The sequence below is a fragment of the Pseudomonas sp. GD04058 genome, assembly GCF_029836855.1.
Taxonomy (GTDB): domain Bacteria; phylum Pseudomonadota; class Gammaproteobacteria; order Pseudomonadales; family Pseudomonadaceae; genus Aquipseudomonas; species Aquipseudomonas bharatica.
The window spans coordinates 35,993-62,617 of record NZ_JAOECN010000010.1 but is presented as its reverse complement, the minus strand read 5'-3'; the positions used below and the strand labels follow the sequence as shown (position 1 = coordinate 62,617).

At 64.8% G+C, this 26,625-nt stretch carries 16 protein-coding genes; 11 read left to right on the top strand and 5 right to left on the bottom strand.

What is annotated here, in order from left to right; genetic code table 11:
• Positions 1-529 precede the first annotated feature (529 nt).
• The 7 genes from glgA (at position 530) to N7650_RS11325 (ending at position 12,454) form a co-directional block, all read left to right on the top strand.
• Positions 530-2,080 carry a glycogen synthase GlgA gene (gene glgA / locus N7650_RS11355; RefSeq protein WP_009406540.1) on the top strand — a complete coding sequence of 517 codons (1,551 nt, stop codon included), beginning with the start codon at positions 530-532 and terminating at the stop codon, positions 2,078-2,080.
• 3 nt (positions 2,081-2,083) lie between these two features.
• Positions 2,084-3,847: a malto-oligosyltrehalose trehalohydrolase gene (gene treZ, locus N7650_RS11350; RefSeq protein ID WP_279898240.1), complete on the top strand. Its 1,764-nt coding sequence runs from the start codon at positions 2,084-2,086 to the stop codon at positions 3,845-3,847.
• Positions 3,844-5,910, top strand: coding sequence for a 4-alpha-glucanotransferase (malQ, locus tag N7650_RS11345; RefSeq protein ID WP_279898238.1), 2,067 nt, complete (start codon positions 3,844-3,846; stop codon positions 5,908-5,910). Before treZ ends, malQ begins: the two co-directional genes overlap by 4 nt.
• A complete protein-coding gene (locus tag N7650_RS11340) occupies positions 5,907-8,693 on the top strand; it encodes a malto-oligosyltrehalose synthase (protein WP_009406543.1) in 2,787 nt (928 codons plus the stop codon). The genes malQ and N7650_RS11340 overlap by 4 nt, the downstream gene beginning before the upstream one ends.
• Positions 8,694-8,695: 2 nt before the next feature.
• Positions 8,696-9,007 (top strand): DUF2934 domain-containing protein, encoded by a 312-nt coding sequence (locus N7650_RS11335; RefSeq protein WP_009406544.1) that lies wholly within the window; start codon positions 8,696-8,698, stop codon positions 9,005-9,007.
• A gap of 94 nt (positions 9,008-9,101) precedes the next feature.
• The gene (glgX, locus tag N7650_RS11330; protein WP_009406545.1) at positions 9,102-11,261 is read left to right on the top strand and encodes a glycogen debranching protein GlgX; all 2,160 of its coding nucleotides are present in this window, start codon (positions 9,102-9,104) and stop codon (positions 11,259-11,261) included.
• Positions 11,262-11,590: 329 nt separating this feature from the next.
• Positions 11,591-12,454, top strand: a complete 864-nt coding sequence (locus tag N7650_RS11325; protein WP_279898236.1) for an autotransporter outer membrane beta-barrel domain-containing protein — start codon at positions 11,591-11,593, stop codon at positions 12,452-12,454.
• A gap of 18 nt (positions 12,455-12,472) precedes the next feature.
• Here N7650_RS11325 and N7650_RS11320 read toward each other — a convergent pair whose 3' ends face one another.
• Positions 12,473-12,727, bottom strand: a complete 255-nt coding sequence (locus N7650_RS11320) for a hypothetical protein (RefSeq protein WP_009406547.1) — start codon at positions 12,725-12,727, stop codon at positions 12,473-12,475.
• A gap of 140 nt (positions 12,728-12,867) precedes the next feature.
• Here N7650_RS11320 and N7650_RS11315 point away from each other — a divergent pair, with 140 nt between their 5' ends.
• The gene (locus N7650_RS11315; RefSeq protein WP_279898235.1) at positions 12,868-14,373 is read left to right on the top strand and encodes an amino acid permease; all 1,506 of its coding nucleotides are present in this window, start codon (positions 12,868-12,870) and stop codon (positions 14,371-14,373) included.
• Between the two features lie 198 nt (positions 14,374-14,571).
• Positions 14,572-15,375, top strand: a complete 804-nt coding sequence (locus N7650_RS11310) for an RHS repeat-associated core domain-containing protein (RefSeq protein ID WP_279898234.1) — start codon at positions 14,572-14,574, stop codon at positions 15,373-15,375.
• 136 nt (positions 15,376-15,511) lie between these two features.
• Here the strand turns inward: N7650_RS11310 and glgB are convergent, their stop codons facing one another.
• From glgB to N7650_RS11295, 3 genes are read right to left on the bottom strand one after another with little or no spacing between them, the layout of a single operon-like run.
• The gene (gene glgB, locus N7650_RS11305) at positions 15,512-17,725 is read right to left on the bottom strand and encodes a 1,4-alpha-glucan branching protein GlgB (RefSeq protein WP_279898233.1); all 2,214 of its coding nucleotides are present in this window, start codon (positions 17,723-17,725) and stop codon (positions 15,512-15,514) included.
• A complete protein-coding gene (treS, locus tag N7650_RS11300) occupies positions 17,726-21,037 on the bottom strand; it encodes a maltose alpha-D-glucosyltransferase (RefSeq protein WP_279898232.1) in 3,312 nt (1,103 codons plus the stop codon).
• Between the two features lie 16 nt (positions 21,038-21,053).
• The gene (locus N7650_RS11295; protein WP_279898231.1) at positions 21,054-23,078 is read right to left on the bottom strand and encodes an alpha-1,4-glucan--maltose-1-phosphate maltosyltransferase; all 2,025 of its coding nucleotides are present in this window, start codon (positions 23,076-23,078) and stop codon (positions 21,054-21,056) included.
• Between the two features lie 136 nt (positions 23,079-23,214).
• Here N7650_RS11295 and N7650_RS11290 point away from each other — a divergent pair, with 136 nt between their 5' ends.
• Entirely contained in the window at positions 23,215-23,385 is a 171-nt protein-coding gene (locus tag N7650_RS11290; protein ID WP_009406553.1) for a hypothetical protein, read from the top strand.
• Between the two features lie 127 nt (positions 23,386-23,512).
• On the opposite strand, the gene N7650_RS11285 is transcribed toward N7650_RS11290, so the two are convergent.
• Positions 23,513-25,186 carry an AMP-binding protein gene (locus tag N7650_RS11285; protein ID WP_279898230.1) on the bottom strand — a complete coding sequence of 558 codons (1,674 nt, stop codon included), beginning with the start codon at positions 25,184-25,186 and terminating at the stop codon, positions 23,513-23,515.
• A 215-nt stretch (positions 25,187-25,401) separates the two neighbouring features.
• On the opposite strand from N7650_RS11285, the gene N7650_RS11280 reads away from it, so the two are divergent.
• The gene (locus tag N7650_RS11280) at positions 25,402-26,565 is read left to right on the top strand and encodes an isovaleryl-CoA dehydrogenase (protein ID WP_064304236.1); all 1,164 of its coding nucleotides are present in this window, start codon (positions 25,402-25,404) and stop codon (positions 26,563-26,565) included.
• Positions 26,566-26,625 lie beyond the last annotated feature (60 nt).

Genomic DNA, 26,625 nt, shown 5'->3' with positions numbered 1-26,625 from the left:
CAAAGCGGCCCCAAAACCTGCCACGCTGAGCATCAGGGGCACTGAGACCAAGCAGGCGCTGAATCCAGAAAACCATTTACTAGCCAGTTCGTGCTGGATGGTTTTGGGGCCGCTTTGCGGCCCTTCGCGGGCAAGCCACGCTCCTACCTGACCGCGCTAGCCTTTATGCCGCGATGAGGCCCCTCCCTGCCCCGAACGCAAAATTGTGACCAACGGGTCACACCCGTCCCCCGCGTCTCCTACACTCATCAATCCTGCCTGCCAGCCGCACGGAAGCACCATCCAAAAAAGTTTGAACCTTCCGTGAAACCGGCCAGTCAGGAATTCAAGTAGGTCATCGTTTCCGGCATTCCGGACGCGGCCCGCCCATCTCTACCCTTCGTCACCTCGTCAACGGCAGGAGCGCCGATTGGCGCAGCGCTTGCACGGACGACAGGGACGCAACACCGCCAGCAGAAAAAGAGAGAAGGGATACAGGCATCGAATTCGGGCGAATCGCCCATCAGTACAAGGGACGGAGAGAAGTTAAATGATCAGTGCCGCTGTCGAACCGCAGTTCAATCCAGACACCAGCGCCCCCGTGGGCAGTGATATCGTCACCACCGGCCGTGGCTTCATTGGCGATAACAGGCAGAACCGGCACAAACGCAAAGTCTTGTTCGTCACTTCGGAAATCGCCGACCTGGTCAAGACCGGCGGCCTTGGCGACGTCTCCGCCGCCCTGCCCCGCGCCCTGCGCCATTTGCACGATGTGCGGGTGCTGATTCCGGGCTACCCCCAGGTCATGGACAGCGACTACCCCATCCATGTGGTCGGCCACCTCGGTGGCCATGCCGCCCTGCCGCCTTGCCAGATCGGGCGCATGGACCTGCCCGACGGCCTGGTCATCTACGTGCTGATCTGCCCCGAGCTGTACCAGCGCGAAGGCACGCCGTACGGTGCCAACAACGGTCGCGACTGGCCGGACAACCATATCCGCTTTGCCCGCCTGGGCCTGGCGGCGGCGGAAATCGCTGCCGGCGAAGGCATGGTCCACTGGACGCCCGAGCTGATCCATGCCCACGACTGGCCTGCGGGCCTGGCCCCCGCCTACATGCACTGGCGCGGCCTGAACACGCCGACCCTGTTCACCATCCATAACCTTGCCTACCAGGGCGTGCACAGCCTGGGCTGCTGCCCGGAGCTGGCGATTCCCGAGCATGCGCTGCAACAGGAAGGCATGGAGTTCTACGGCAAGCTGTCGTTCCTCAAGGCGGGCCTGGCCTACTCCAGCCACATCACCACGGTCAGCGCCACCTACGCCCGCGAGATCACCACGCCGGCGTTCGGCTGCGGACTCGACGGCTTCCTCGCCAGCAAGGCCCAGCAAGGGCTGCTGAGCGGTATCCCAAACGGCATCGACGAGAGCTGGAACTCGGCCACCGACAGCCACCTGCAACATAATTTCGGCCTGAACGATTGGGAAGGCAAAGCGGCCAACGCCACCCAGGTTCGCGAGCTGTTCGGCCTTGAGCCTTCCACCGGGCCGCTGTTCGCCGTGGTTTCGCGCCTGGTCTACCAGAAGGGCCTGGACCTGACCCTGGGCGTGGCCGAGTACATCGTCCAGCAGGGCGGCCAGCTCGCGGTGATCGGCCGCGGCGAGCCCGAAGAGGAACAGGCCATGCGCGAGCTGGCCCTGCGCTTCCCGGGCCGGATCGGCGTGCGCATCGGCTTCAACGAAACCGATGCCCGGCGCATGTTCGCCGGCAGCGACTTCCTGCTGATGCCGTCGCGCTACGAACCTTGTGGCCTGAGCCAGATGTACGCCCAGCGCTTTGGCTCGTTGCCGATCGCCCGCAACACCGGCGGCCTGGCCGACACCATCGAGAACGGCGTGACCGGCTTCCTCTTCGACGAATCCACCGTCGAGAGCTATCGCGAAGCCCTGGGCCGGGCCTTCTACGTGTTCGAGAAAAAGCCGCTGCTCAACGCCATGCGCTGCCTGGCCATGACCCAACCCTTCAACTGGTGCCAGGCAGTGGAACCCTACGCCCGGCTCTACGAGGACCTGGTCGTTCGCGCCACGTGCGTACGGGGGTGAGCCATGCCGGCACTGCCCCTGCGCTTCACCCATGGAGCGCTGGTCGAAGACGGCCAGCGCACCTGCTTCTCGCTCTGGGCGCCTGACGCCCGTACCGTCGAACTGGAACTGGACGGCGCCACGTTCGCCATGGCCCCCGAGGCCGACGGCTGGTTCCGCCTGCATCGTCGCTGCGCCCAGGGTGCCCTGTACCGCTACCGGATCGATGGCGAACTGTCGGTTCCCGATCCGGCCTCGCGCTTCCAGCCCCAGGGCGTGCATGGCCCGAGCCAGGTCATCGCGCCCGGGCGTCATCACTGGCGCCATGAGCAGTGGCGCGGACGGCCATGGACCGAGGCGGTCATCCAGGAACTGCATGTCGGGCTGCTCGGTGGCTATGCCGGGGTGATGCGCGAGCTGCCGCGCCTCGCCGAACTGGGCATCACCGCCATCGAGCTGATGCCGATCAACCAGTTTCCCGGCGAGCGCAACTGGGGCTACGACGGCGTCCTGCCCTTCGCGCCGCAGCACAGCTACGGCAGCCCGGACGAGTTGATGGCGTTGATCGACCAGGCCCATGGCCTGGGCCTGATGGTCATGCTCGATGTGGTCTACAACCACTTCGGCCCGGATGGCAATTACCTGCACCGCTACGCCGAGCGCTTCTTCCGCGAGGACAAGCACACCCCCTGGGGCGCCGCCATCGACTTCCGCCGCCCGCAAGTGCGGGACTTCTTCATCGAAAACGCGCTGATGTGGCTTAGCGACTACCGCTTCGACGGACTGCGCCTGGACGCGGTCCACGCCATCGAGGACCCCGATTTTCTTCGCGTGCTGTCCAGCGCCGTGCGCCAGCATTGCGGCGAGGACCGCCATTGCTGGCTGGTACTGGAGAACGAAGCGAACCAGGCGAGCCTTTTGGAAAGCGCCTTCGATGGCCAATGGAATGACGACGGCCACAACACCCTGCACGTCATGCTGACCGGCGAGAAGGAAGGCTACTACGCGGACTTCCAGGCGCCGACCGAGCGCCTGGCACGCTGCCTGGGCGAGGGTTTCGTCTACCAGGGCGAAACCAGCCACCACGGCACGCCCCGTGGCGAACCGAGCGCGCACCTGCCGCCGACGGCCTTCGTGCTGTTCCTGCAGAACCACGACCAGACCGGCAACCGCGCCCTGGGCGAGCGCCTGTCGAGCCTGTGTTCGCCCCAGGCGTTGCGCGCGGCGACCACGCTGCTGCTGTTGTCGCCGATGATCCCGCTGCTGTTCATGGGCGACGAGTGGGCCAGCGAGTCGCCGTTCCTGTTCTTCACCGACCATCACGACGAACTGGCCGACGCCGTGCGCGAAGGCCGCCGCGCCGAGTTCAAGGGCTTCGCCGCCTTTGCCGACCCGGCGCAGAGGGCGCGGATCCCCGACCCCAACGCGCTGCAGACCTTCCTCGACTCACGACCGCGGCGCAATGCCGACAGCGACGGCTGGGAGGCCTTCTACAAGCAGCTGCTGGACCTGCGTCGCCAACACCTCGTGCCCCATCTGCCGGGCACCCGCGCACTGGGTGCACTGGTGCTCGGCGAGAAGGCAGTCAGTGCCCGCTGGCGCCTGGGTAACGGCAACGAACTGCGCATCGACCTCAACCTCGGCCCGGATCCGGTGCAGACACACCTGCCGACCACCCATCAACCGCTGTTCAACTGCACTGAAGAAGTGCACCAGCCAGGCACGCTGCACCCGTACAGCGCCCTGGTCAGTCTCGATTCCACCACCGCAGCGGAGCCTGCCCCATGAGTGACCTGCAACTGCACCATCTGGCCCGACGCGCTGGCGTCGCCGTGGACTGGATAGACGCCAACGGCCGTGCACAACAGGTCAGCGAAGCCAATCTGCGCCGGATCCTCGGCGCCCTTGGCCACCCCGCCGATGATCCGGACAGCGTCGCCAGCAGCCTGGCGGCATTGGAAGACGCCGAAGACGGGCAACACCTGCCGCCCCTGCTGACCGCGGATGTCGATGCCCCGCTGGACCTGTCGCACTGGTTCGACGGCGCCAGCCTGGTCCACGCCACCCTCGAGGACGGCAGCGAGCAGGCCCTGCGCCTCGATGCCCATGGCAAGCTGCCGGCCGGTTTGCCGATCGGTTACCACCGCCTGAACATAAACGGCGAGGGCTTCACGCTGGCCGTAGCGCCGCAGCGCTGCTTCACCCTGGCCGACGCGCAGCACCAGGCCACGCCTCGCGCGTGGGGCATCAGCGCTCAGTTGTACAGCCTGCGACACCCCGGTGACGGCGGCTTCGGCGACTGCCAGGCCCTCGAAGCCCTGGCCCGCAGCGCTGCCGAACGCGGCGCCGACGCGCTGGCGATCAGCCCGACCCATGCGATGTTCGCCAACGACAGCCACACCTTCAGTCCTTATTCGCCGTCCAGCCGCCTGTTCTTCAATGCCCTGTATGCCAGCCCGGAGTTGCTGCTCGGCGAGCGGGTGGTACGGGTTGCGAAGGAGTCCCTTGAACAGCCTTTCGAAGAGCTTGAGCAGCTGCCGCTGATCGACTGGCCCCTGGCCGCGGCTGCCAAGCAGAAACTGCTGCGCGCGCTGTACCGTGACTTCAGCCGCGGCGAGCATCCGCTGCGCGAGGATTTCCAAAGCTTTCGCAAGGCCGGTGGCCAGCCGCTGGAGGACCATTGCCGTTACGAAGCCCTGCTCGACGCCGCCGCCAGCCGCGGCATCGGTACCGACTGGCGCAATTGGCATGACGGCTGGCGTGACCCGGGCAGCCTCGAAGTGGCACGGTTCGCCGAGCACTACCCGGCCGCCATCGAGTACTACGCGTTCTGCCAATGGCTGGTGACCCGCGGCCTGCAACGGGTGCAGCAGGCCGCACGTGGCCAGGGCATGGCCGTGGGCCTGATCGCCGACCTCGCCGTGGGCGCCGACGGTGCCGGTAGCCAGGCCTGGAGCCGGCAGGCCGAGTTGCTTGCCGACGTGCATGTCGGCGCGCCCCCGGACATCCTCAACCGCGCCGGACAGAACTGGGGGATCAGCGCTTTCTCGCCGCAGGGCCTCAGGCGCAATGGCTTTCGCGCCTTCATCGAAATGTTGCGGGCCAACCTGGCCCATGCCGGCGGCCTGCGCATCGACCATGTGATGGGCCTTTACCGCCTGTGGCTGATTCCCGCCGGAGCCAGTCCCCAGGAAGGTGCCTACCTGCATTACCCGATCGACGACCTGCTGCGCCTGCTGACGCTGGAGTCGGTACGCCACCGGGCGATCATCCTTGGCGAAGACCTCGGCACCGTGCCCGAGGGCCTGCGGGAAAAGCTCGCGGCCAGGGGCATCCTCGGCATGCGCGTATTGCTCTTCGAGCAGGACCCGCCAGGGCATTTCAAACCGATCCTCGACTGGCCCGACAGCGCCCTGGCCACCACCAGCACCCACGACCTGCCGCCGCTGGCCGGCTGGCTGGCCTCCCGGGACATCGACTGGAACCACCGCCTGCAACTGATCGACGCCATCACCGAACGCGACTGGCGCGACACCCGACAGACCGAAATCAAGGGACTAGGCCAATTGCTGGAACGCAACTATCACACCCCGCTGCAGAACCCCGATGCCGTGATCGACGCCAGTGTGCGCCTGCTCGGCCATACCCGCGCCCCGCTGGTGCTGCTGCCGCTGGAAGACCTGCTCGGGGTCGATGAACAACCCAACCTGCCCGGCATCATCGACGGCCATCCCAACTGGCGCCGGCGCTTCGCCGCCCCGGCCGCAGCGCTGCTCGACGACGCCGACGCCGCGCGCCGTCTCGAACTCCTCGCGCAGGCGCGCGAACAAGCCTGGGAGCGCGACCGATGAAAGCCCTGACCGCGACCCTGCGCCTGCAATTCCACGCAGGTTTCACCCTCGACGACGCCGTGCCGCTGGTGCCCTACTTCGCCCGCCTGGGCATCAGCCATGTCTATGCCTCGCCACTGCTGGAGGCGCGCCCCGGCTCCATGCACGGCTATGACGTGGTCGACCCGACCCGGGTCAACCCGGAGCTGGGCGGCGAAGCGGCCCTCGAACGGCTGGTGGCCGCCCTGCGCCAGCACGGCATGGGCCTGCTGCTGGATATCGTGTCCAACCATATGGCCGTGGGCGGCGAACACAACCGCTGGTGGCAGGACCTGCTGGCCTGGGGCCGGCGCAGCCGCTATGCCGAGTTCTTCGATATCCAGTGGCACTCCCCGGATCCGCTGCTCGAAGGCCAATTGCTCCTGCCGTTCCTCGCCGACGACTACGGCAAGGTCCTGCAGCAAGGCGCCGCACCGCTGCGGTTCGACGCTGCCAGCGGACACTTCCTCATCCACCACCACGACCACCGCTTCCCCATCAGCCCAGCGGACTACGGCCTGATCCTTGCCGGCAGCCAGTTAAGCGAGCTGCGCGAACTGGCCGGACGCTTTGCCGCCTGCGCCAACCCGGACGAGGCCGAAGCGCTGCTGCAAGCGCTGGCCGGGCTGGCACGCAATGCCCAGCACGCGGTGGATATCGAGCGTTTGCTGGAGGGCTTCGACTCGCGCCAGCCCGAAGGTTTCCAGCGCCTGCACGCCCTTCTCGAACGCCAGCACTACCGGCTGGCAAGCTGGCGCACGGCCGCCGACGATATCAACTGGCGACGCTTCTTCGACGTCAACGAGCTGGGCGGCCTGCGGGTGGAAAAACCGACCGTGTTCGAAGCCACCCACGGCAAGGTCTTCGAACTGATCGCCCGGGGCCTGGTGGACGGCTTGCGCATCGACCATATCGACGGCCTGGCCGACCCGCGTGGCTACTGCCGCAAGCTGCGCCGGCGCACCACCGCCCTGCTCGCCGGGCGACCGCTGGACGCGGCGCTGGAGCATCTGCCGATCTATGTCGAGAAGATCCTCGGCGCCGATGAGCGCCTGCACCGCGACTGGGGGGTGGACGGCACCACGGGCTATGAATTCATGAACCAGGTCTCGCTGCTGCAGCACGACCCGGCCGGCGAAGCTGCGCTGACCGCGCTATGGCAGGACCTTAGCGAGCGTCCGGCCTTCACCGACGAAGTGCGCCAGGCGCGTCAACTGGTGTTGCAGGGCACCCTGGCCGGCGATTTCGAGTCGGTGGCCCAGGCCCTGTTGCAGGTCGCCCGCAACGACGTGATGAGCCGCGACCTGACCCTCGGCGCCATTCGCCGGGCATTGCAGGCGCTGGTCGAGCACTACCCGGTGTACCGCACCTATATCGGCGCCTGTGGCCGCCCTGCCGAGGACGAAGCTTTCTTCCAGCAGGCCCTGGAGCAGGCGCGGGCCAGCCTCGGCGATGCCGATGCCAACGTTCTCGACTACCTGCAACGCTGGCTCGGCGGCGAGCCTTGGCGCAGCCTGCCACCGGGACGGGCGCGCAAGCAGTTGCGCCATGCCTGCGTGCGCTTCCAGCAACTGACCTCGCCCACCGCCGCCAAGGCGGTCGAGGACACCGCCTTCTATCGTTCGGCGGTACTGCTGTCGCGTAACGACGTCGGCTTCGATGCCGAGCGCTTCAGCGCGCCGCCCGCTGTCTTCCACGCCCACTGCCAGCAACGCCTGGCGGCGTTTCCGGGCAACCTGCTGGCCACCGCCACCCACGACCACAAGCGCGGCGAAGACATGCGCGCGCGACTGGCAGTGATCAGCGAACGGCCGGAATGGTATGCCCATCGCGTCGAACACTGGCGCGAGCTCGCCGCGCCGCTACGCGAAGCACTGGCCGACGGCCCGGCGCCCTCGGCCGGTGATGAACTGATGCTCTACCAGACCCTGCTTGGCAGCTGGCCGCTGGACCTCGACCCGAACGACGGCGTCGGCCTGCACGGCTATGCCGAGCGCCTGCGGCAGTGGCAGGTCAAGGCGCTGCGCGAAGCCAAGCTGCGCAGCAGCTGGAGCGCCAACAACGAGCCTTACGAAGCGGCCTGCGCGGCCTTCCTTGACGCCATCCTGCTGGATGCCCAATGCCAGCAACTGCGTCGTTCCATCGCCGAAGCGGCACTGGCGCTGGCGTGCCCGGGTGCGCTCAACAGCCTGGTGCAGACCCTGCTGCGCATGACCGCACCGGGGATCCCGGACCTGTACCAGGGCGCCGAGTTCTGGGACTTCAGCCTGGTCGACCCGGACAACCGCCGTCCCGTGGACTTCACTGCCCGGCGCCAGGCCCTGGGCGAGGACCTGCCCGTCGGCGAACTGCTCGGCCAGTGGCGCGACGGACGGGTCAAGCAAGCCTTGATCGGCCAGGTGCTGGAGCGCCGCCAACGCTTCCCGGACCTGTTCCTGCACGGTGACTACCTGCCGCTGCAGGTGCTTGGCAAGCATGCCGAGCGTGTCCTGGCCTTCGCCCGTGTGCACGACGGGCAACAGGCGGTGGTCGTCGTGCCACGCCTGGCCGCCGGCCTGCTCGGTGGCCAGGCGCAACCGCTGATCCCGGCGCAGAACTGGGACGACACGCGGGTGCTGTTGCCGTTCGAACTGCCTGCCAGCAACTGTTCGGGACTTTTCGAGCAGCGCGTAGTCACACACAACAGAGAGCTGTGGCTGAACAGCGCGCTGGAACACTTTCCCGTGAATCTCTTTATCGATCGCATCGAGTCATCAGGAGCCTAGCCATGAGTGTCGAAGAAAAACGCATACGCGAATTCGCGTACCAGATCTGGGAGTCGGAAGGCAAACCCGAAGGTCAGGAAGAGCGCCATTGGGACATGGCGCGCAAGCTGGCCGAGGCCGAAGCCCTGGCGCCGCAAGCCAAGTCCGCCGGCAAGACGGCGGGCAAGGCCGCCAGCACGCCGGCCAAGCCCAGGGCCGCGGCCAAGCCCAAGGCCGAACCGGCTGCGAGCCTGGGCAGCAAGCCTGCCGTGAGCAAGCCGGCGCCCGCTGCGGCGAAAAAACCGCGCGCACCGAAGAAACCCGCCCCGCTCTGATCCCGGGCTTCCAAATCGTTTGATCCGCCACACGCGACAGCCTCCGGGCTGTCGTGCAGGCCTCCTGTACCCCTAGAATCGCTTCAGGTGACCCATGAGCCGTCGTCAAGAAAAACCCGCAAACGTACACACCGAACCCTCGCGCATCCGTGAAGGCCTGCCCTTCCCCCTCGGTGCGACCTGGGATGGCCTTGGGGTCAACTTCGCCATCTTCTCGGCCAACGCCACCAAGGTCGAGCTATGCCTGTTCGACGCCAGCGGCGAAACCGAGATCGAGCGCATCGAACTGCCCGAGTACACCGACGAGATCTTCCACGGCTACCTGCCCGATGCCCATCCCGGCCTGATCTACGGCTACCGCGTACATGGCCCGTACGAGCCGCACAACGGCCATCGCTTCAACCCCAACAAGCTGCTGATCGACCCCTATGCCAAGCAACTGGTGGGCAGCCTCAAATGGTCGGAGGCGCTGTTCGGCTATACCATCGGCCACCCGGACGGCGACCTCAGCTTCGATGAACGTGACAGCGCGCCCTACGTGCCCAAGTGCAAGGTCATCGACCCGGCCTACACCTGGGGCCGCGACCGCCGCGTGGGCACGCCCTGGGAAAAGACCATCGTCTACGAAGCCCACGTGCGCGGCATCAGCATGCGCCATCCGTCCGTGCCCGATGCCGCCCGCGGCACCTTCGCCGGGCTGATGAACGACGACCTGATCGGGCACATCAAGGACCTCGGCGTAACCGCCATCGAGTTGCTGCCGATCCACGCCTTCGTCAACGACCAGCACCTGCTGCAAAAAGGCCTGAACAACTACTGGGGCTACAACAGCATCGCCTTTTTCGCGCCCCATCCGCGTTACCTGGCCAAGGGCAAGATCGCCGAGTTCAAGGAGATGGTCGCGCACCTGCACGATGCCGGCCTGGAGCTGATCCTCGATGTGGTTTACAACCATACCGCCGAGGGCAACGAGCTTGGCCCGACCCTGTCCATGCGCGGTATCGACAACGCCTCCTACTACCGCCTGATGCCCGATGACAAGCGTTACTACATCAACGATTCCGGCACCGGCAACACCCTCGACCTCAGCCATCCCTGCGTCCTCCAGTTGGTCACCGACTCGCTGCGCTACTGGGCCGGCGAGATGCATGTGGACGGCTTCCGCTTCGACCTGGCGACCATTCTCGGCCGTTACCACGAAGGTTTCGACGAGCGCCACAGCTTCCTCGTGGCCTGCCGCCAGGACCCTTTGCTGCGCCAGGTCAAGCTGATCGCCGAGCCCTGGGACTGCGGCCCCGGCGGCTACCAAGTGGGCAACTTCGCCCCGGGCTGGGCGGAATGGAACGACCGCTTCCGCGATACCGTGCGGGCCTTCTGGAAAGGCGACGAAGGCCAACTGGCCGATTTCGCCGCGCGCATGACCGCCTCCGGCGAGCTGTTCAACCGCCGTGGTCGCCGGCCTTACGCCTCGGTCAACTTCATCACCGCCCACGATGGCTTCACCCTGCGCGACCTGGTTTCGTACAACGACAAGCACAACGAGGACAACGACGAAAACAACCAGGACGGCAGCAACAACAACCTGTCATGGAACCACGGTGTCGAAGGCCCGACGGACGACCCGGAAATCAACGCCCTGCGCCTGCGCCAGATGCGTAACCTGTTCGCCACCTTGCTGCTGGCCCAGGGCACGCCGATGATCGTCGCCGGCGACGAGTTCAGCCGCACCCAGCACGGCAACAACAATGCCTATTGCCAGGACAGCGAGATCGGCTGGATCAACTGGGACCTGGACGAAGACGGCAAGGAACTGCTGGCCTTCGTCAAGCGCCTGACCCGGCTGCGCCAGAGCTATCCGATCCTGCGCCGGGCGCGCTTCCTGGTGGGCGACTACAACGAAGCGATCGGGGTCAAGGACGTCACCTGGCTGGCGCCGGATGCCAACGAAATGAGCGTCGAGCAGTGGGAAGACGCCAATGGCCGCTGCCTGGGCATGTTGATGGACGGACGCGCCCAGGTCACCGGGATCCGCAAGCCGGGGGCGGACGCCACCTTGCTGTTGATCGTCAATGCACACCACGACACCGTGCCCTTCACCTTGCCCGAGGTGCCCCAGGGCGAGTATTGGAGCGCGCTGATCGATACCAACCAGCCGAAGCGGCGCAAATCGCCGAAGCTGGCGTTTGGCAGCCCGTACGAAGTGACCGGGCGCAGCCTGGTGTTGCTGGAACTGGTGCGGGACGAGGAGGCATGACACCGGCAGGAGCGTGGCTTGCCACGCTCCTGCAACGATTCGAAATAGCAGTCCCTGCTGAAAGACCAAGGAACTATATCGAAAATCAAAGAGCGTTTATTTTCATAGGCTTGTATCCAACAACAATCCCTTCAAAGCATTTTCACAAAATCTTGACGCCCCGCCCCCGCTCTCCTTGACTGAACCTTAGCAGCATCGCTCCACACTCAATCCGAGCCTCTAGCCCGCGCCTTTGCGCGCGGACAGGCTTCGTTTTGCTGGTTTGGGTCGCCCCTCCTCGAGCCGTGACATCAGGCCAGACCCTTGGCTGTCATCTTGAGGAGAACGTCATGAAAACAGCGTCCAACCCGACCGGTCTTGAATCCTTGTTCCTGGCGATGTCCGCCTCGCTGCTGCTGGCTGCCCCGGCGGAAGCCCTGGAACTGGAAGACCTTGATCCATCCCTGTTCTACGACACGCCGATGTTCAGCGTGCCGAAGATGAGCCTCGACGGCCTGGGAGCAAGGACGCCCGGTATCTCCTCCGCCTACCGCACCGAGGTGTTCGTCGGCCACAGCGCCCCGCAAAGCGGCCCGGCCCTCAAGCGTGCACAAACTTCAGGCAAATACTCGACGGTACCTGCGCAAGGCGATAGCGTCGGGGTCTACTGGCGCCTGAGCCATGACCGGGGCTGGCATGTGGATGCCATGGCCAAAAGCACCCGGTTCGACGCCAGCGGGCACAACCCCCAAGGCGCGCCCATCAGTGACAATGCGCGTGGTGTGGTCCTGTCGGTGGGAGGCGGCTTTCCCATCGGCCTGGGCAAGAACTGGGTGATCGAGCCACAGGCACAGGTCATCAACCAACAGTACTTCGCCGTCGGCCAGGCCACTGCGCTCGACGGGCAACCAGGCTGGAGTGGCCGGGTCGGCGCGAAGTTGTCCGCAAATTACGTGGTCAGCGGCATGCCCATCCAACCCTTCGTGCGGACCAACGTCTGGTATGACTTTACCAATGCCGCCACGCTGAGCCTGGACAAGGTCGACAAGATCAGCAGCGGGCGCAACTCGCCCACCGTGGAAGTGGGTCTGGGCCTGGTGGCGCGAATTACGCCAAGGGTGGCGCTGTTCGTCAGTGCCGATTACAGCAGTGACGTAGATGACAATGACCTGAACGGCTTGATCGGCAATCTTGGCGTTCGGGTGCGTTGGTGAGCGCTGCGGGCTGGCCGGTCAGCGCTTCGCCTCCAACTGCCTGGCTGCCTCCACACCTGCGCTGGTCAGCCTGATCGGGAATTCCACGCTGGGCTCGTGTTCCTGCACCGTGACCGGATTGCCCTGGATCAGCTTGCGCTCCTGCAGGGTCTTGAGCATTCCGGCAACGGCCTTCTCGCCGCGGTAGTTGTCCAGTACTTCCTTGCCAAGCCCCTCCGGATGCGCGTGCAGCAGACGGGTCAGGACTTCACGTTCCAGTTCATCGTTGCTCATGACTGCCTCTCTCGATGCGATGGTCGTTGTGCTTGTGACCTAGTTACGACAGAGGAGATTCAACCGGATTGCCGCGCTGGCATAACCGGCGGCCAGCGGCTTAACTCATTGGCTCCCCCCTGCATACCAAGGAAGGTTCGATGAGCCCCGCCACCGATGGAAAACTCAGTGTCAGCGCCCTGACCGCACTGGTCGTGGGCTCGATGATCGGCGCGGGGATCTTCTCCCTTCCTGCAACATTCGGCCGCGCCAGCGGCGGTTTCGGGGCGATCCTCGCCTGGCTGATCGCCGGCGCCGGGATGCTCATGCTGGCCTTCGTGTTCCAGACCCTCGCCCGACGCAAGCCGGACCTGGACTCGGGAATCTACGCCTACGCCCGTGCCGGTTTCGGTAACTACCTGGGCTTTGCCTCGGCGTTCGGCTTCTGGGCCGGAACCTGCATCGGCAACGTGTCCTATTTCATCCTGATCAAGTCGACCCTGGGTGCGTTCTTCCCGGTGCTGGGTGATGGCAACACCGTGGTCGCCATCGTCCTCTCCTCGCTACTGCTATGGGGCTTCCATCTGCTGGTGCTGCGCGGGGTCCAGGAGGCGGCGGTGATCAATACCATCGCCACGGTGGCGAAGATGATCCCGATCCTGGTGTTCATCATCGTCGTGGCCGTCGCCTTCGACCGAGAGCTGTTCATGATGAACTTCTGGGGAGGCCCTGCCGCGATCGCCCCCGACCCGGACCTGGCCCATCTGGACGACTACGGCCGGATCGGCCACGCCGCCGCCGAACTGGTGACCGTGCCACAGGAGTCGCTGTTCGAACAGGTGCGCAGCACCATGCTAGTGACCGTATTCGTGTTCCTCGGAATCGAGGGCGCCAGCGTGTATTCCCGCTATGCGCGCAACCCGCGGGACGTGGGCCTGGCGACGGTACTGGGCTTCGTCGGCGTGTTGTGCCTGCTGATCCTGATCACCCTGCTCAGCTACGGCGTGCTGTTGCGCCCCGAGCTGGCGGCGCTGCGCCAGCCGTCCATGGCCGGGGTACTGGAGATGATCGTCGGGCGCTTGGGTGCGATCTTTATCAGCATCGGCCTGATCGTCTCGGTGCTGGGAGCATTTCTCTCCTGGACGTTGCTGGCCTGCGAAGTGCTGCATGCCGCGGCCCACGACCAGGCCATGCCGAAGCTGCTGACCCGGGAGAATGTCCATGGCGTGCCCAGCGCGGCGTTGTGGCTGACCACGCTGTTCGTGCAACTGTTCCTGGTCCTGACCTATTTCACCGAGGCGGCTTTCACCCTGGCACTGGAACTGACCAGCTCGCTGACCCTGGTGCCCTATCTGCTGGTTGCGGCCTATGCGGTGAAGCTGGCGCACACCGGCGAGAGCTATGAAAACGGCGCCGGGCGTGGCAAGGATCTGCTGGTTGCGGTGCTGGCTACCGCCTATGCAGTGTTGATGGTGCTGGCTGGAGGGCTGAAGTACCTGCTGCTGTCGGCGCTGATATACGGGCCAGGGACGCTGCTGTATCTCAAGGCGCGGCACGAGCAGGGAATGGCGGCGTTTACCAGGCGGGAAAAAGGAGTGTTCGCACTGATGCTGCTGGGGGCTGCCGTGGCGTTGGCAGGGTTGGCTGGGGGCTGGATTGTGTTGTGACGGTGGTCGCCCTATCGATGCTGGTGTGGAAAATCGGCAAGCGATGCGAGGGTCGTAGTGCTTGTGAACCTCTTGCGGCAAAAGGGACTCAAGCGGATTGCCGCCCTGTCATTTCTGCCAGTTGTGACCAATCCCGGGCAGCCCTAGCATGGAACGAAACTCTCCACCGGCCCTGGACGAAACGGAGTACACACTTCCATGAGCGTCCCCCCCGATACATTCGCTACCGGCGCGCCCCGGTGCAGGCTGGGATTCAACGCCGAGTACGTGGAACGTCACGGCGTGCAGATCCTCGGCAGCTATCGGGCCTACAGCCCGGTACTGATGCGCTTTCAGAATCCGGACAACCAGAGCCCGTTCGCCAGGGGTGGGCTGAATGCCTATGCCTATTGCCATGGCGATCCGGTGAATTTGGCGGATCCAACGGGGCATTTCGCACTGGCGTTACAAACCCGGCGCTACCTATGGTTGACCGCCGTTATCGGATTCGCCACCGCTGCCATCGCTGGGATCGGTGCGGCGGGAATGAAAAAAAGCAAAAGCAGGGATGCTGCCATTGCAATCGCAGGCATTGGTCTCGCTCTCGGGATCGCCGCTGCTGCGCCGCTGGCGATAAACAAGTTCCAATCTGCAGATTTCAGGGCCCCAGGGCGCTGGTTGCTAACGCGAATGAGGTACCCGCAGAGGGAGACGCTCCCGGTTGTCAGCAGTGCCAGCGTACAGGGTGTCGCCAGTTCCGGGCATACGACGCCCGGGACATTTGTTCCTTCAACACCTCCGATCGAGCCAAACGCTTCACCGACGCCGCAGCGTTTGCCAGACGGTATAGCTCCAACCTACCCGATTGCTAGCTTGATCGACTTCGACGGTCTGCCCAGCTATCTGTACGCTACGGATCCTTACTTCAAGCGGCGTTATCACCAACTGATTGAGGGACGTCCTCCGGCGAGCAGCCCTGAAAGCATCAGGAAGACATCCCTCAAACGCTCCGGAGACCGGTAATGCTGGAGCTATTACCCGGAAAAGAGCGGCCTCCACTCCCCCGCTGCACTGGAGAGTTCCGGGCCGCTGGGCGGCCCTTCGCGATGCATCGATGCTGCAGCCGTCCACTCTGAAGCCGGCAGTATCATAGGGATCTTCAAGCCGGCCGCAGGATCAACACCCCCAACGGCGGCAGATTCACCTCCAGCGACATCGGCTGCCCATGGCTGGGCACCGCACTGCCCTTCACCGCCCCTTCGTTGCCGAAGTTGGAGCCGGCATAACGTTGCGAGTCGCTGTTGAACACTTCGTCCCAGCGGTCACCAAATGGCACGCCGATACGGTAGCCCTCGCGCGGCACCGGGGTGAAGTTGGCGACCACCAGCAGCGGTTCGCCACTGGCACTCCAGCGCAGCCAGGCGTACACGCTGTTGTGGGCGTCATCGCCAATCAGCCATTGGAAACCCTGCGGCTGGCAGTCCTGCTGGTGCAGCGCGCCCTCCTCCCGATACAGCCGGTTGAGGTCGCCGACCAGGCGTTGCACACCCAGGTGCTCGCTGTATTGCAACAGGTACCAATCCAGCTCGCTGTCGTGGTTCCACTCGCGCCATTGGCCGAACTCGCAGCCCATGAACAGCAGCTTCTTGCCCGGATGACACCACATGAAGGCCAGGTAGGCCCGCAGGTTGGCGAACTTCTGCCAGCGGTCGCCCGGCATCTTGTCGATCAGCGAGCGCTTGCCATGCACCACTTCGTCGTGGGAAATCGGCAGGATGAAATGCTCGGAATAGGCATAGATCAGGCCGAAGCTCATTTCGTTGTGGTGGTGCTGGCGGTGGATCGGGTCGTTCTGGATGTAGTGCAGGGTGTCGTGCATCCAGCCCATGTTCCATTTGTACGAGAAGCCCAGCCCGCCCTGCTGCACCGGCTGGCTGACCCCCGGCCAGGCAGTGGACTCCTCGGCGATGACTAAAGCGCCCGGCACCTCCAGGCTGACCACATCGTTGAGATGACGCAGGAAGTCGATGGCTTCCAGGTTTTCCCGTCCGCCATGGCGGTTGGGTACCCACTCACCGGCCTTGCGCGAGTAGTCGCGGTACAGCATCGAGGCCACCGCATCGACGCGCAGGCCGTCGATATGGAACTCGCGCAGCCAATGCAGTGCCGAGGCCAGCATGAAGCCGTGGACCTCGGTGCGCCCCAGGTTGTAGATCAGCGTGTCCCAGTCCTGGTGGAAGCCTTCCAGCGGGTTGTCGTACTCGTACAGCGCAGTACCGTCGAAACGCGCCAGGCCGTGGCTGTCGGTGGGGAAATGCGCCGGCACCCAATCGAGGATCACGCCGATCCGCGCCTGGTGGCAGGCATCGACGAATGCGGCGAAATCTTCCGCGGTGCCATAGCGCGAAGTCGGCGCGAACAGCGACAGCGGCTGGTAGCCCCAGGAACCGCCGAAGGGGTGTTCCATGATCGGCATCAGCTCGATATGGGTGAAGCCCAGCTCCTGTACGTAGGGAATCAGCCGTTCGGCCAGCTCACGCCAGTTGTACAGGCGGCTGACTTCACCGGCCTCGTCCAGCTCGCACTGCCAGGAGCCAGCATGCAGTTCGTAGATCGACAGCGGCGCCCCGATCGCCTGGGTTTCCCCGCGTTCACGCAGCCATTGTTCGTCACGCCATTCATGGGCCAGCGGACCGGCCACCTTGGAAGCCGTGCTCGGCGGCAGCTCGGTGGCACGGGCCAGCGGGTCGGCCTTGAGCGGCAGCACGCCGTCGCGTCCGAGCACCTCGTACTTGTAGGTCTCGCCGGCCCGCAGCCCGGGGATGAACAGCTCCCACACACCGCTGGCGTGACGCAGGCGCATGGGGTGACGGCGGCCGTCCCAATTGTTGAAATCCCCCACCACCGAGACCCGCCGCGCATTCGGCGCCCATACCGAGAAGCGTACGCCCTCGACGCCGTCCACCGTCACCGGCTGGGCGCCAAGACGATTGGCCAGGTCGCGGTGATTGCCCTCGCTGAACAGATAGAGGTCCATGTCGCCCAACTGCGGGCCGTAGCTGTACGGGTCCGGGGTTACCTGCTCACCACCGGCCCAATTGATCCGCCAGCGGTATTTGTCGACACCCCGCTGCGCATGCGCGGTAAACAGGCCCGGCACAGTCTCCTGCTGCAATTCGGCGATCAACTCGTCGCTGTCGCCAGCCAGCGCCTGCACGCTCAAGGCCTCCGGCAGATAGGCCCGTAGCCAGGTGCCTCCTGCACCATCGGCGTGCGCACCGAGCACCGCGAACGGATCGGCGTGCCTGGCATTGACCAGATCGTCGATATCGCTGCGGCCCAGTCCGCCCTGTTCCTTCTTGTGCACGCTCATTTACTGCTCTCCCCAGGTACTCACAAGCCCATGGAGACCATGCAAGGGCACGGCCAGCCAACTCGGGCGATTTTCCGCTTCATAGGCGATTTCATAGGCAGCCTTTTCCAGGCTGAACAATTCCAGTGCCGCCTGCTCGCCGCCTTCCTTGAGCCAGGCATGCGGCAGGCTGGCGGTAGCCAGGCCATAAGCCTGGACGAAGGCGTGGCGCGAGGCGTGCAGGTAGCGCTTGGCGACGCGCTGGCGGGCCTGCAGGTTGTCCGGCAACGCACCGGCCCCTGCCGCACCGCGCAAGGCCATCGCAGCAGCGTAGTCGAAGGATCGCAGCACACCGCTGACATCCTTGTATGGACTGTGCCTGGCCCGGCGCTCTTCCAGGGGCCGTGCAGGTTCGCCTTCGAAGTCGATCAGGTAGGCATCGCCCTGCACCACCAGGACCTGCCCCAGGTGCAGGTCGCCATGCACGCGCATCACCAGGCCGCCCTCGGCCTGCTGCGCCAGTTGCCCGACCTCGCGCAACAGGCCATCGCGCTGCTGTTCCAGATCCTTGACCAGCGCCTGGCTTTCCTCGTCCAGCTCGTCGCGATGCTGCACCAGCAGATCGAGGGCGGTGCGCAACTGCTCGGCGATCTGCTCGCCCCAGCGGCGGGTGTCCTCGGCATCGCTGATGCGGGTCTGGAAGGCTTCGTCATCGGTGGGCCGGGCCAACGCCTGGTGCATTTCGCCGAGACGCTGGCCGAGCAAGGCGGCGAAGCCGGTGAGGTCTTCCAGCGCGCTGGCGTGGGCTTCGCCACGCAGTTGCGGCGGCTCCATTTCGTCGCGGATGGCCCGTTCCAGGTTGTTCTGGGTCCAGTCCCAGGCATCGCCCTGGTTGTTCAGATAGCCTTGGGCGATGGCCAGCAGGTGGGGCTCGCCAGCGGCATCGACACGGTTCAGCCAGCCCAGCAACGGCGAGATGTTGGCGAAACCGGCGGCGGTCAGGTAGGCGCCCATTTCCAGTTCGGGATGCACGCCGCCGTTGACCCGGCGGATCAGCTTGAGTACCAGGCGACCACCCACCACCACCGAGCTGTTGGACTGCTCGGCAGACAGGTAGCGCACCTCGGCATCGGCATCCAGGTTCAGTTGCGCCAGTTGCGGCGTCGATTCGAATTGCAGCTCGCCATCGCTGCCCGGCAGGCGCAGGTGCTCCTGGAAACCGGCAAGCAGGCCACGGACGAAGGTTTCCAGGCTGAAGGCATCGGTGATAAAGCCCACCTGCCTGCCGCGACGGACCCTGGCCAGCGCCAGTTGCTGTGGCAACGCGGTGTGGATCTGGTCTTCGCCGACCAGGCCGAAGGGCAGGAAATAGCGCCGGCGCTGGCCGCCGCTGTCCACCTCCAGCTCACCCAGCAGCACCGGCGTGGTCGGCGTGCCGAAACGCACGCCGTAGGCCAGGTGGACCTTGTCGATGGATTGGTCCTTGCCGGCGAACCAGCGCCGTTTCGGCAGGTATTCGGGAAGGATGCTGTTTTCGAGGGTTTGCCGGGCCGGAGCCTCGAGCAGTTCCTCCATGCGTTTCTTGACGACCAAGGTAGTGAGCTCCGGCAAGGGTTGCGCTGCCTCGACGTGCCAGCTGGGCATCTGGTCCTTCGGGGCGAGGAGGAACCAATAGAAGCCATAGGGCGCCAGGGTCAGCAGGAACGGCAGATGGCCGATGGGCGGGAAGGCGCAGCCGCCGAGCATTTCCACCGGCACCCGGTCGATCCAGGGTGCCAGGTCCAGCTCCACGGCCTGGGCGGCGCGCGACACGTTGGCCACGCACAGCACGGTTTCGCTGACACCCTCCGGGCTTGTGTACTCGCGCAGGTAGGCGAGGATGCGGCGGTTGTTCGGTGCCAGCATCTTCAAGGTGCCGCGGCCGAAGGCCTTCTGCTGCTTGCGCACGGCGAGCAGACGACGGTTCCAGTTGAGCAGCGAGTGCGGATCCTCGGCCTGGGATTCGACATTGATGGTCTGGTAGCCGTACTGCGGATCCATGATCGGCGGCAGCACCAGGCGCGCCGGGTCGGCGCGGGAGAAGCCGCCGTTGCGGTCGATCGACCACTGCATCGGCGTGCGCACGCCATCACGATCGCCCAGGTAGATATTGTCGCCCATGCCGATCTCGTCGCCGTAGTACAGGGTCGGCGTGCCGGGCATGGACAGCAACAGGCTGGTCAGCAGCTCCACCCGGCGCCGGTCACGCTGCATCAACGGCGCCAGGCGGCGACGAATGCCGAGGTTGATCCGCGCGCGGCGGTCCGCTGCATAGTAGTTCCACAGGTAGTCGCGCTCGCGGTCGGTGACCATCTCCAGGGTCAGCTCGTCGTGGTTGCGCAGGAAGATCGCCCATTGGCAATTGGCGGGAATCTCGGGGGTCTGGCGCAGGATATCGGTAATCGGAAAGCGGTCTTCCTGGGCCACGGCCATGTACATGCGCGGCATCAGCGGGAAGTGGAAGGCCATATGGCACTCGTCGCCCTCGCCTTCGCCGAAATACTGCTGGGTGTCTTCGGGCCACTGGTTGGCTTCGGCCAGGAGCATGCGGTCGGGATAGTTGGCGTCGATCTCGGCACGGATACGCTTGAGCACCGCATGGGTTTCGGCGAGGTTCTCGTTGTTGGTGCCGTCGCGCTCGATGAGGTAGGGAATGGCATCCAGGCGCAGCCCATCGACACCCATGTCCAGCCAGAAGCGCATGACGCCGATGACCGCCTTCATCACCTGCGGGTTGTCGAAGTTCAGGTCCGGCTGGTGCGAGTAGAAGCGATGCCAGTAGTACTGGCCGGCCACCGGATCCCAGGTCCAGTTGGACTTCTCGGTATCGAGGAAGATGATCCGCGTGCCGTCGTACTTCTGGTCGCTGTCGGACCACACGTAGAAATTGCGTGCCGCCGAGCCCGGCTTGGCCCGTCGCGCCTTCTGGAACCAGGGATGCTGGTCGGAGGTATGGTTGATGACCAGTTCGGTGATCACCCGCAGGTTGCGCTTGTGCGCCTCCGTAATGAAGCGGCGCACATCGGCCATGGTCCCATAATCGCTGTGCACCGCCTTGTAGGCGGCGATGTCATAGCCATCGTCACGCCGCGGCGAGGGGTAGAACGGCAACAGCCAGAGCGTATTGACGCCAAGCTCGGCGATGTAATCGAGCTTGGCCAGCAGGCCGGGAAAATCGCCGATGCCGTCGTTGTTCGAATCGAAGAACGACTTGATGTGGATCTGGTAGATGACCGCGTCCTTGTACCAGAGCGGATCATCGATAAAGGCTGCGGGACGGGTTTTCTTCGCCATGCTCGACTTCCCTTCCTTACACCTTGTCCAGGCGCCAGATACCGAACGGCAGGTGCCAGGGTTCGATGCGCATCCACTGGGTCTTGCCATACCACTCCCAGCGATGGCCGTTCATCAGGTCTTCGCCACGGGTCACGGCATTGTCATCCAGGCCCAGCTCCCACAACGGCAGCTCGAAGTGCGCCTCCTGGGCGTTGTGCGGATCGAGGCTGACCGCCACCAGGACGAAGCTCTCGCCATCCGGGGAGGGCTTGCCGAAATACACGATGTTGTCGTTCCAGGCGTTGTAGAAGCGCACGCCCAGGTGGCTGTGCAAGGCCGGCTGCTGGCGACGGATGCGGTTGAGCTGGGCGATCTCGGCGATGATGTTGCCCGGCTGGGTGAAGTCCCTCGGGCGGATCTGGTATTTCTCCGAATCCAGGTATTCCTCCTTGCCCGGAATCGGCGCCGCCTCGCACAGCTCGAAGCCCGAATACATGCCCCACAGGCCCGAGCCCATGGTTGCCAGGGCCGCACGGATGAGGAAGCCGGCGCGCCCCGACTGATGCAGGAAGAACGGGTTGATATCCGGCGTATTGACGAAGAAGTTCGGCCGGTAGCACAGCGACCATGGCGGCTGGTTGAGCGTCTCGAAGTACTCCTGGATCTCGGCCTTGGTATTGCGCCAGGTGAAATAGGTGTAGCTCTGGCTGTAGCCGACCTTGCCCAGGCGGGCCATCATCGCCGGTTTGGTAAAGGCTTCGGCGAGGAAGATCACCTCGGGATGGCGGCTGCGGATATCGGCGATCAACCATTGCCAGAACGGCAGCGGCTTGGTGTGCGGGTTGTCCACGCGGAACTGCTTGACGCCTTCCTGTACCCAGCCTTCGACCACGTCACGCAGCACCAGCCACAGCGACGGCACCGCGTCGGCGGCATAGAAATCGACGTTGACGATGTCCTGGTATTTCTTCGGCGGGTTTTCCGCGTAGCGGATGCTGCCGTCCGGTCGCCAGGAAAACCAGCCGGGATGCTCGGTCAGCCAGGGATGGTCCTGGGAGCACTGGATGGCAAAGTCCAGGGCGATCTCAAGCCCGTGCTCCGCGGCGGCGGCGACCAGACGACGGAAGTCCTCGCGGCTGCCCAGTTGCGGATGGATCGCATCGTGGCCGCCATCCGGGCTGCCGATGGCATAGGGGCTGCCCGGGTCGCCGGGTTCGGCGCTGAGGGCGTTGTTGCGGCCTTTGCGGAACTTGCTGCCGATGGGATGGATGGGCGGGAAATACAGCACATCGAAGCCCATGTCGCGGATCATCGGCAGGCGCGCATGTACGTCGTTGAAGGTGCCGTGGCGCTGGGGATCGTCGGTGGTCGAGCGGGGAAACAGCTCGTACCAACTGGCAAAGGCGGCACGTTCGCGCTCCACGTCCAGGGGGAACTCGGGGCTGCGGCTAAGGTAGCTGCGCGGATCGGCCTGGGCCATAAGCACGCGGGTCTCGCTGGCCACCAGCATTTCCACCCGGGACGCCACCGGCAGGCCCTTGCGCAAGCGCCGGGCAAGCCCGGCCAGTTCCTCGCGCAGCGGCCCGGCGCTGCGTTCGGCGGCATGCTCGAGGTGCAGGCGGCCCTCCTCCAGCTCCAGCTCGACATCCACGCCGGCGGCGAACTTCTTTTCCAGATCGTGACAATAGGTGGCATAGCCATCGATCCATGCCTCGATCACGAACAGGTGGCGGCCCATCTCGTTGATGCTGAAACTGCCCTCCCAGCGGTCATTGCCGAGCAAGGTCATGCTGATGCTGCGCCAGCGCCGGCTATGGGCCTGGCGCCAGTTTAGGGTCACCGCGAGGACATCGTGGCCATCGGCATAGACCGTACTGCCGACCGTTACCGTGCGGCCGACCTCGGTCTTGACCGCATACAGGCCGGCGTCGATCACCGGCGTGGTGTTCTCGATCACCACCCGGGGCAGCAACAAGGCCTGGGCCAGGGTCAGCGGATCGTCGGCAGGATTGTCGGCAGCGGCCATGCGCTCGGTTACGAAAGGCTCATTGCGGGTCATCGAACATCGCTCCGTTACGGCGTGGCGGTAAGGGTTCAGAGCAATGGCAGGCGCGGGGGTTCAATAAAAAATGAGCGTTGCCGCGGGAAAGCGGTCCAATCCAAAGACACGATCACCGTCCTTGCGAGGTACAGCGATGAGTATCCCTATCCCGGCGGAGACGCCCGATCCGAATATCGACGACCCGACCCTGCCGCCAGCGGTGCCCGACGAGGAAGATCCGGAGGGCGTGCCGGTCAAGCCGACCGTGCCGCCGACCGTTGGCGATCCGCCAAGCGAGGAGCCGCCGGTGAAAGGTAGAGCGTAGACGGGTTAATGAAGTTCGAGGGTGTTGCTGATGGCCTCATCGCTGGCAAGCCAGCTCCCACAGGGATCGCGTGCACCGCAAGACCTGTGGGAGCTGGCTTGCCAGCGATGAGGCCCGAAAGAACAACTCAGTTCTGCCTGAGCTCCTCGATACTGATCTCTCTCATCCTGAACTTCTGCACCTTGCCCGTCACCGTCATGGGGAATTCCTCGACGAAACGGAAATGCCGCGGGGTCTTGAAGTGTGCGATGCGGTTCTTGCACCAGGCTTGCAACTCCACATCCGTGGCGCTGTGCCCGGGATGGAACTTGATCCAGGCGACGATCTCCTCGCCATAGCGCTCATCGGGAATGCCGATCACCTGGACATCCGCCACCGCCGGATGGGTGAAGAAGAACTCTTCAAGTTCCCGCGGGTAAATGTTTTCACCGCCGCGGATGATCATGTCCTTGTTGCGCCCTGCGATGCACACATAGCCCTGTTCGTCCATGCTCGCCAGGTCGCCGGTGTGCATCCAGCCCGCCGGATCGATGGCTTCGGCGGTGGCCGCAGGGTTGCCCCAGTAGCCGAGCATTACGCTGTAGCCGCGGGTGCACAGCTCGCCGATCTGCCCGCGCGGCACCACGCAGCCATGCTCGTCGATGATCTTGCTCTCCAGTTGCGGCTGGGTTCGCCCGACCGTGGTCACGCGCAGTTCCAGTTCGTCGTCCGGGCCGGTCTGCAGCGACACCGGGCTGGTCTCGGTCATGCCGTAGGCGATCTGCACCTCGCTCATGTGCAGTTCGTTGATCACCCGGCGCATCACCTCGATCGGGCAGATGGCCCCGGCCATGATCCCGGTGCGCAGGCAGGACAGGTCGTAGTCGGCGCGCTGCGGCTGGTCGAGCACGGCGATGAACATGGTGGGCACGCCGTATAGCGCGGTGGCGCGCTCCTCGGCCACCGCCTGCAGGGTCAGGGCCGGGTCGAAGGCGTCGTTGGGGTAGATCATGGTGCTGCCGTGGGTCATGCAGCCGAGGTTGCCCATGACCATGCCGAAGCAGTGGTACAGCGGCACCGGAATCACCATGCGGTCATGCTCGGTCAGGCCCAGGCTCTCGCCGACCATATAGCCGTTGTTGAGGATGTTGTAGTGGCTGAGGGTGGCACCCTTGGGGAAGCCGGTGGTGCCGGAGGTGTACTGGATATTCACCGCCTGGTCGAACTGCAGGCTTTGCTGGCGGGCAGCGTAGTCGTCGAGCCCGACCCTGGCGCCCTGCTCGCCCAGCGTTTCCCAGGCCAGGAAGCCGGGTGGCGGCTCGCTGGCCAGGCTGATCACCCCGCGCAGGTCGGGCAGGCGTTCGCAGGCGAGCTGTCCCGGCGCCTGGTGGGCCAGTTCCGGCAGCAGCTCGGCGAGCATGGCATGGTAATCCGAACTCTTGAATGCCCCGGCACAGATCAACCATTGGCAGCCGGACTGCTTGAGCGCGTACTCCAGCTCGCTGGTGCGATACGCCGGGTTGATATTGACCAGGATGATCCCGGCCTTGGCGCTGGCGAACTGGGCGATGCACCACTGCGCGCAGTTCGGCGCCCAGATTCCCAGGCGGTCGCCGGTCTTCAGGCCCAGGGCCATGAACGCACGGGCATGCAGGTCGACGGCGGCGGCCAGCTGCGCCCAGCTATAGCGCACCTGCTGATGACGGACCACCAGCGCTTCTCGATCGCCGAAGCGCGCTACCGTGCGGTCGAAGGCCTGGCCGATGGTCATGGCCAGCAAGGGCTTGTCCTGGCGACCCTGGGTATAGCTCGGTTGATTCATGACGTTCCCTTTTTGTGGTTGTTCTGGGAGCTGATCGGGGCGGGAAATACTCTCGCCCAAATTAACGTTAACGTAAAGGTCACGTTGACGATTGACACTGCACTTTCTCAGGTTTACGTTAACGTAAAGGTGAAATCGACATCGCGCCCAGCGCCAGGATCCGCACGCCTGCAACTCCGCCCCATCCAAGAACAAACAATAGAAGGTGCCCGAGCATGCTTTATCCCTCCCTGAACTTCGCCCTTGGTGAAACCATCGACATGCTGCGCGAGCAGGTGCAGGCCTTCGTCGCCAGCGAACTGGCGCCGCGTGCCGCGCAGATCGACCACGACAACCTGTTCCCTGCCGATATGTGGCGCAAGTTCGGCGACCTGGGGCTGCTCGGCGTGACCGTCAGCGAGGAGTACGGCGGCGCCGGCCTGGGTTACCTGGCGCACGTGGTAGCCATGGAGGAAATCAGCCGTGGCTCGGCCTCGGTCGCACTTTCCTATGGTGCCCACTCCAACCTGTGCGTGAACCAGATCAACCGCAACGGCAACCATGAGCAGAAAGCCAGGTACCTGCCGAAACTGATCAGCGGCGAGCATGTCGGCGCCCTGGCCATGAGCGAGCCCAATGCCGGCTCCGACGTGGTGTCGATGAAACTGCGCGCCGACAAGCGCGGTGACCGCTTCGTGCTCAATGGCAGCAAGACCTGGATCACCAACGGCCCGGACGCCAATACCTACGTGATCTACGCCAAGACCGACCTGGAAAAGGGCCCCCACGGCATTACCGCGTTCATCGTCGAGCGCGACTGGAAGGGCTTCAGCCGCAGCAACAAGTTCGACAAGCTGGGCATGCGTGGCTCCAACACCTGCGAACTGTTCTTCGACGATGTCGAGGTGCCGGAGGAAAACATCCTCGGCAAGCTCAACGGTGGCGTGAAGGTGCTGATGAGCGGGCTGGACTACGAGCGCGTGGTGCTGTCCGGCGGCCCTACCGGGATCATGCAAGCCTGCATGGACCTCGTTGTCCCTTATATCCACGACCGCAAGCAGTTCGGCCAGAGCATCGGCGAGTTCCAGTTGATCCAGGGCAAGATCGCCGACATGTACACCCAGCTCAACGCCAGCCGTGCCTACCTCTACGCCGTGGCCCAGGCCTGCGACCGTGGCGAGACCACGCGCAAGGACGCCGCCGGGGTGATCCTCTACACCGCCGAACGCGCCACGCAGATGGCCCTGGAGGCGATCCAGATCCTTGGTGGCAATGGCTACATCAACGAATTCCCGGCCGGCCGCCTGCTGCGCGACGCCAAGCTGTACGAGATCGGTGCCGGTACCAGCGAGATCCGCCGCATGCTGATCGGCCGCGAGCTGTTCAACGAGACCCGCTGAAACGCCGCCTCGCTTCCGCTCCCTTCTTGCGGCTTCCCGCTGAAGCCGCCGAGGACCCAC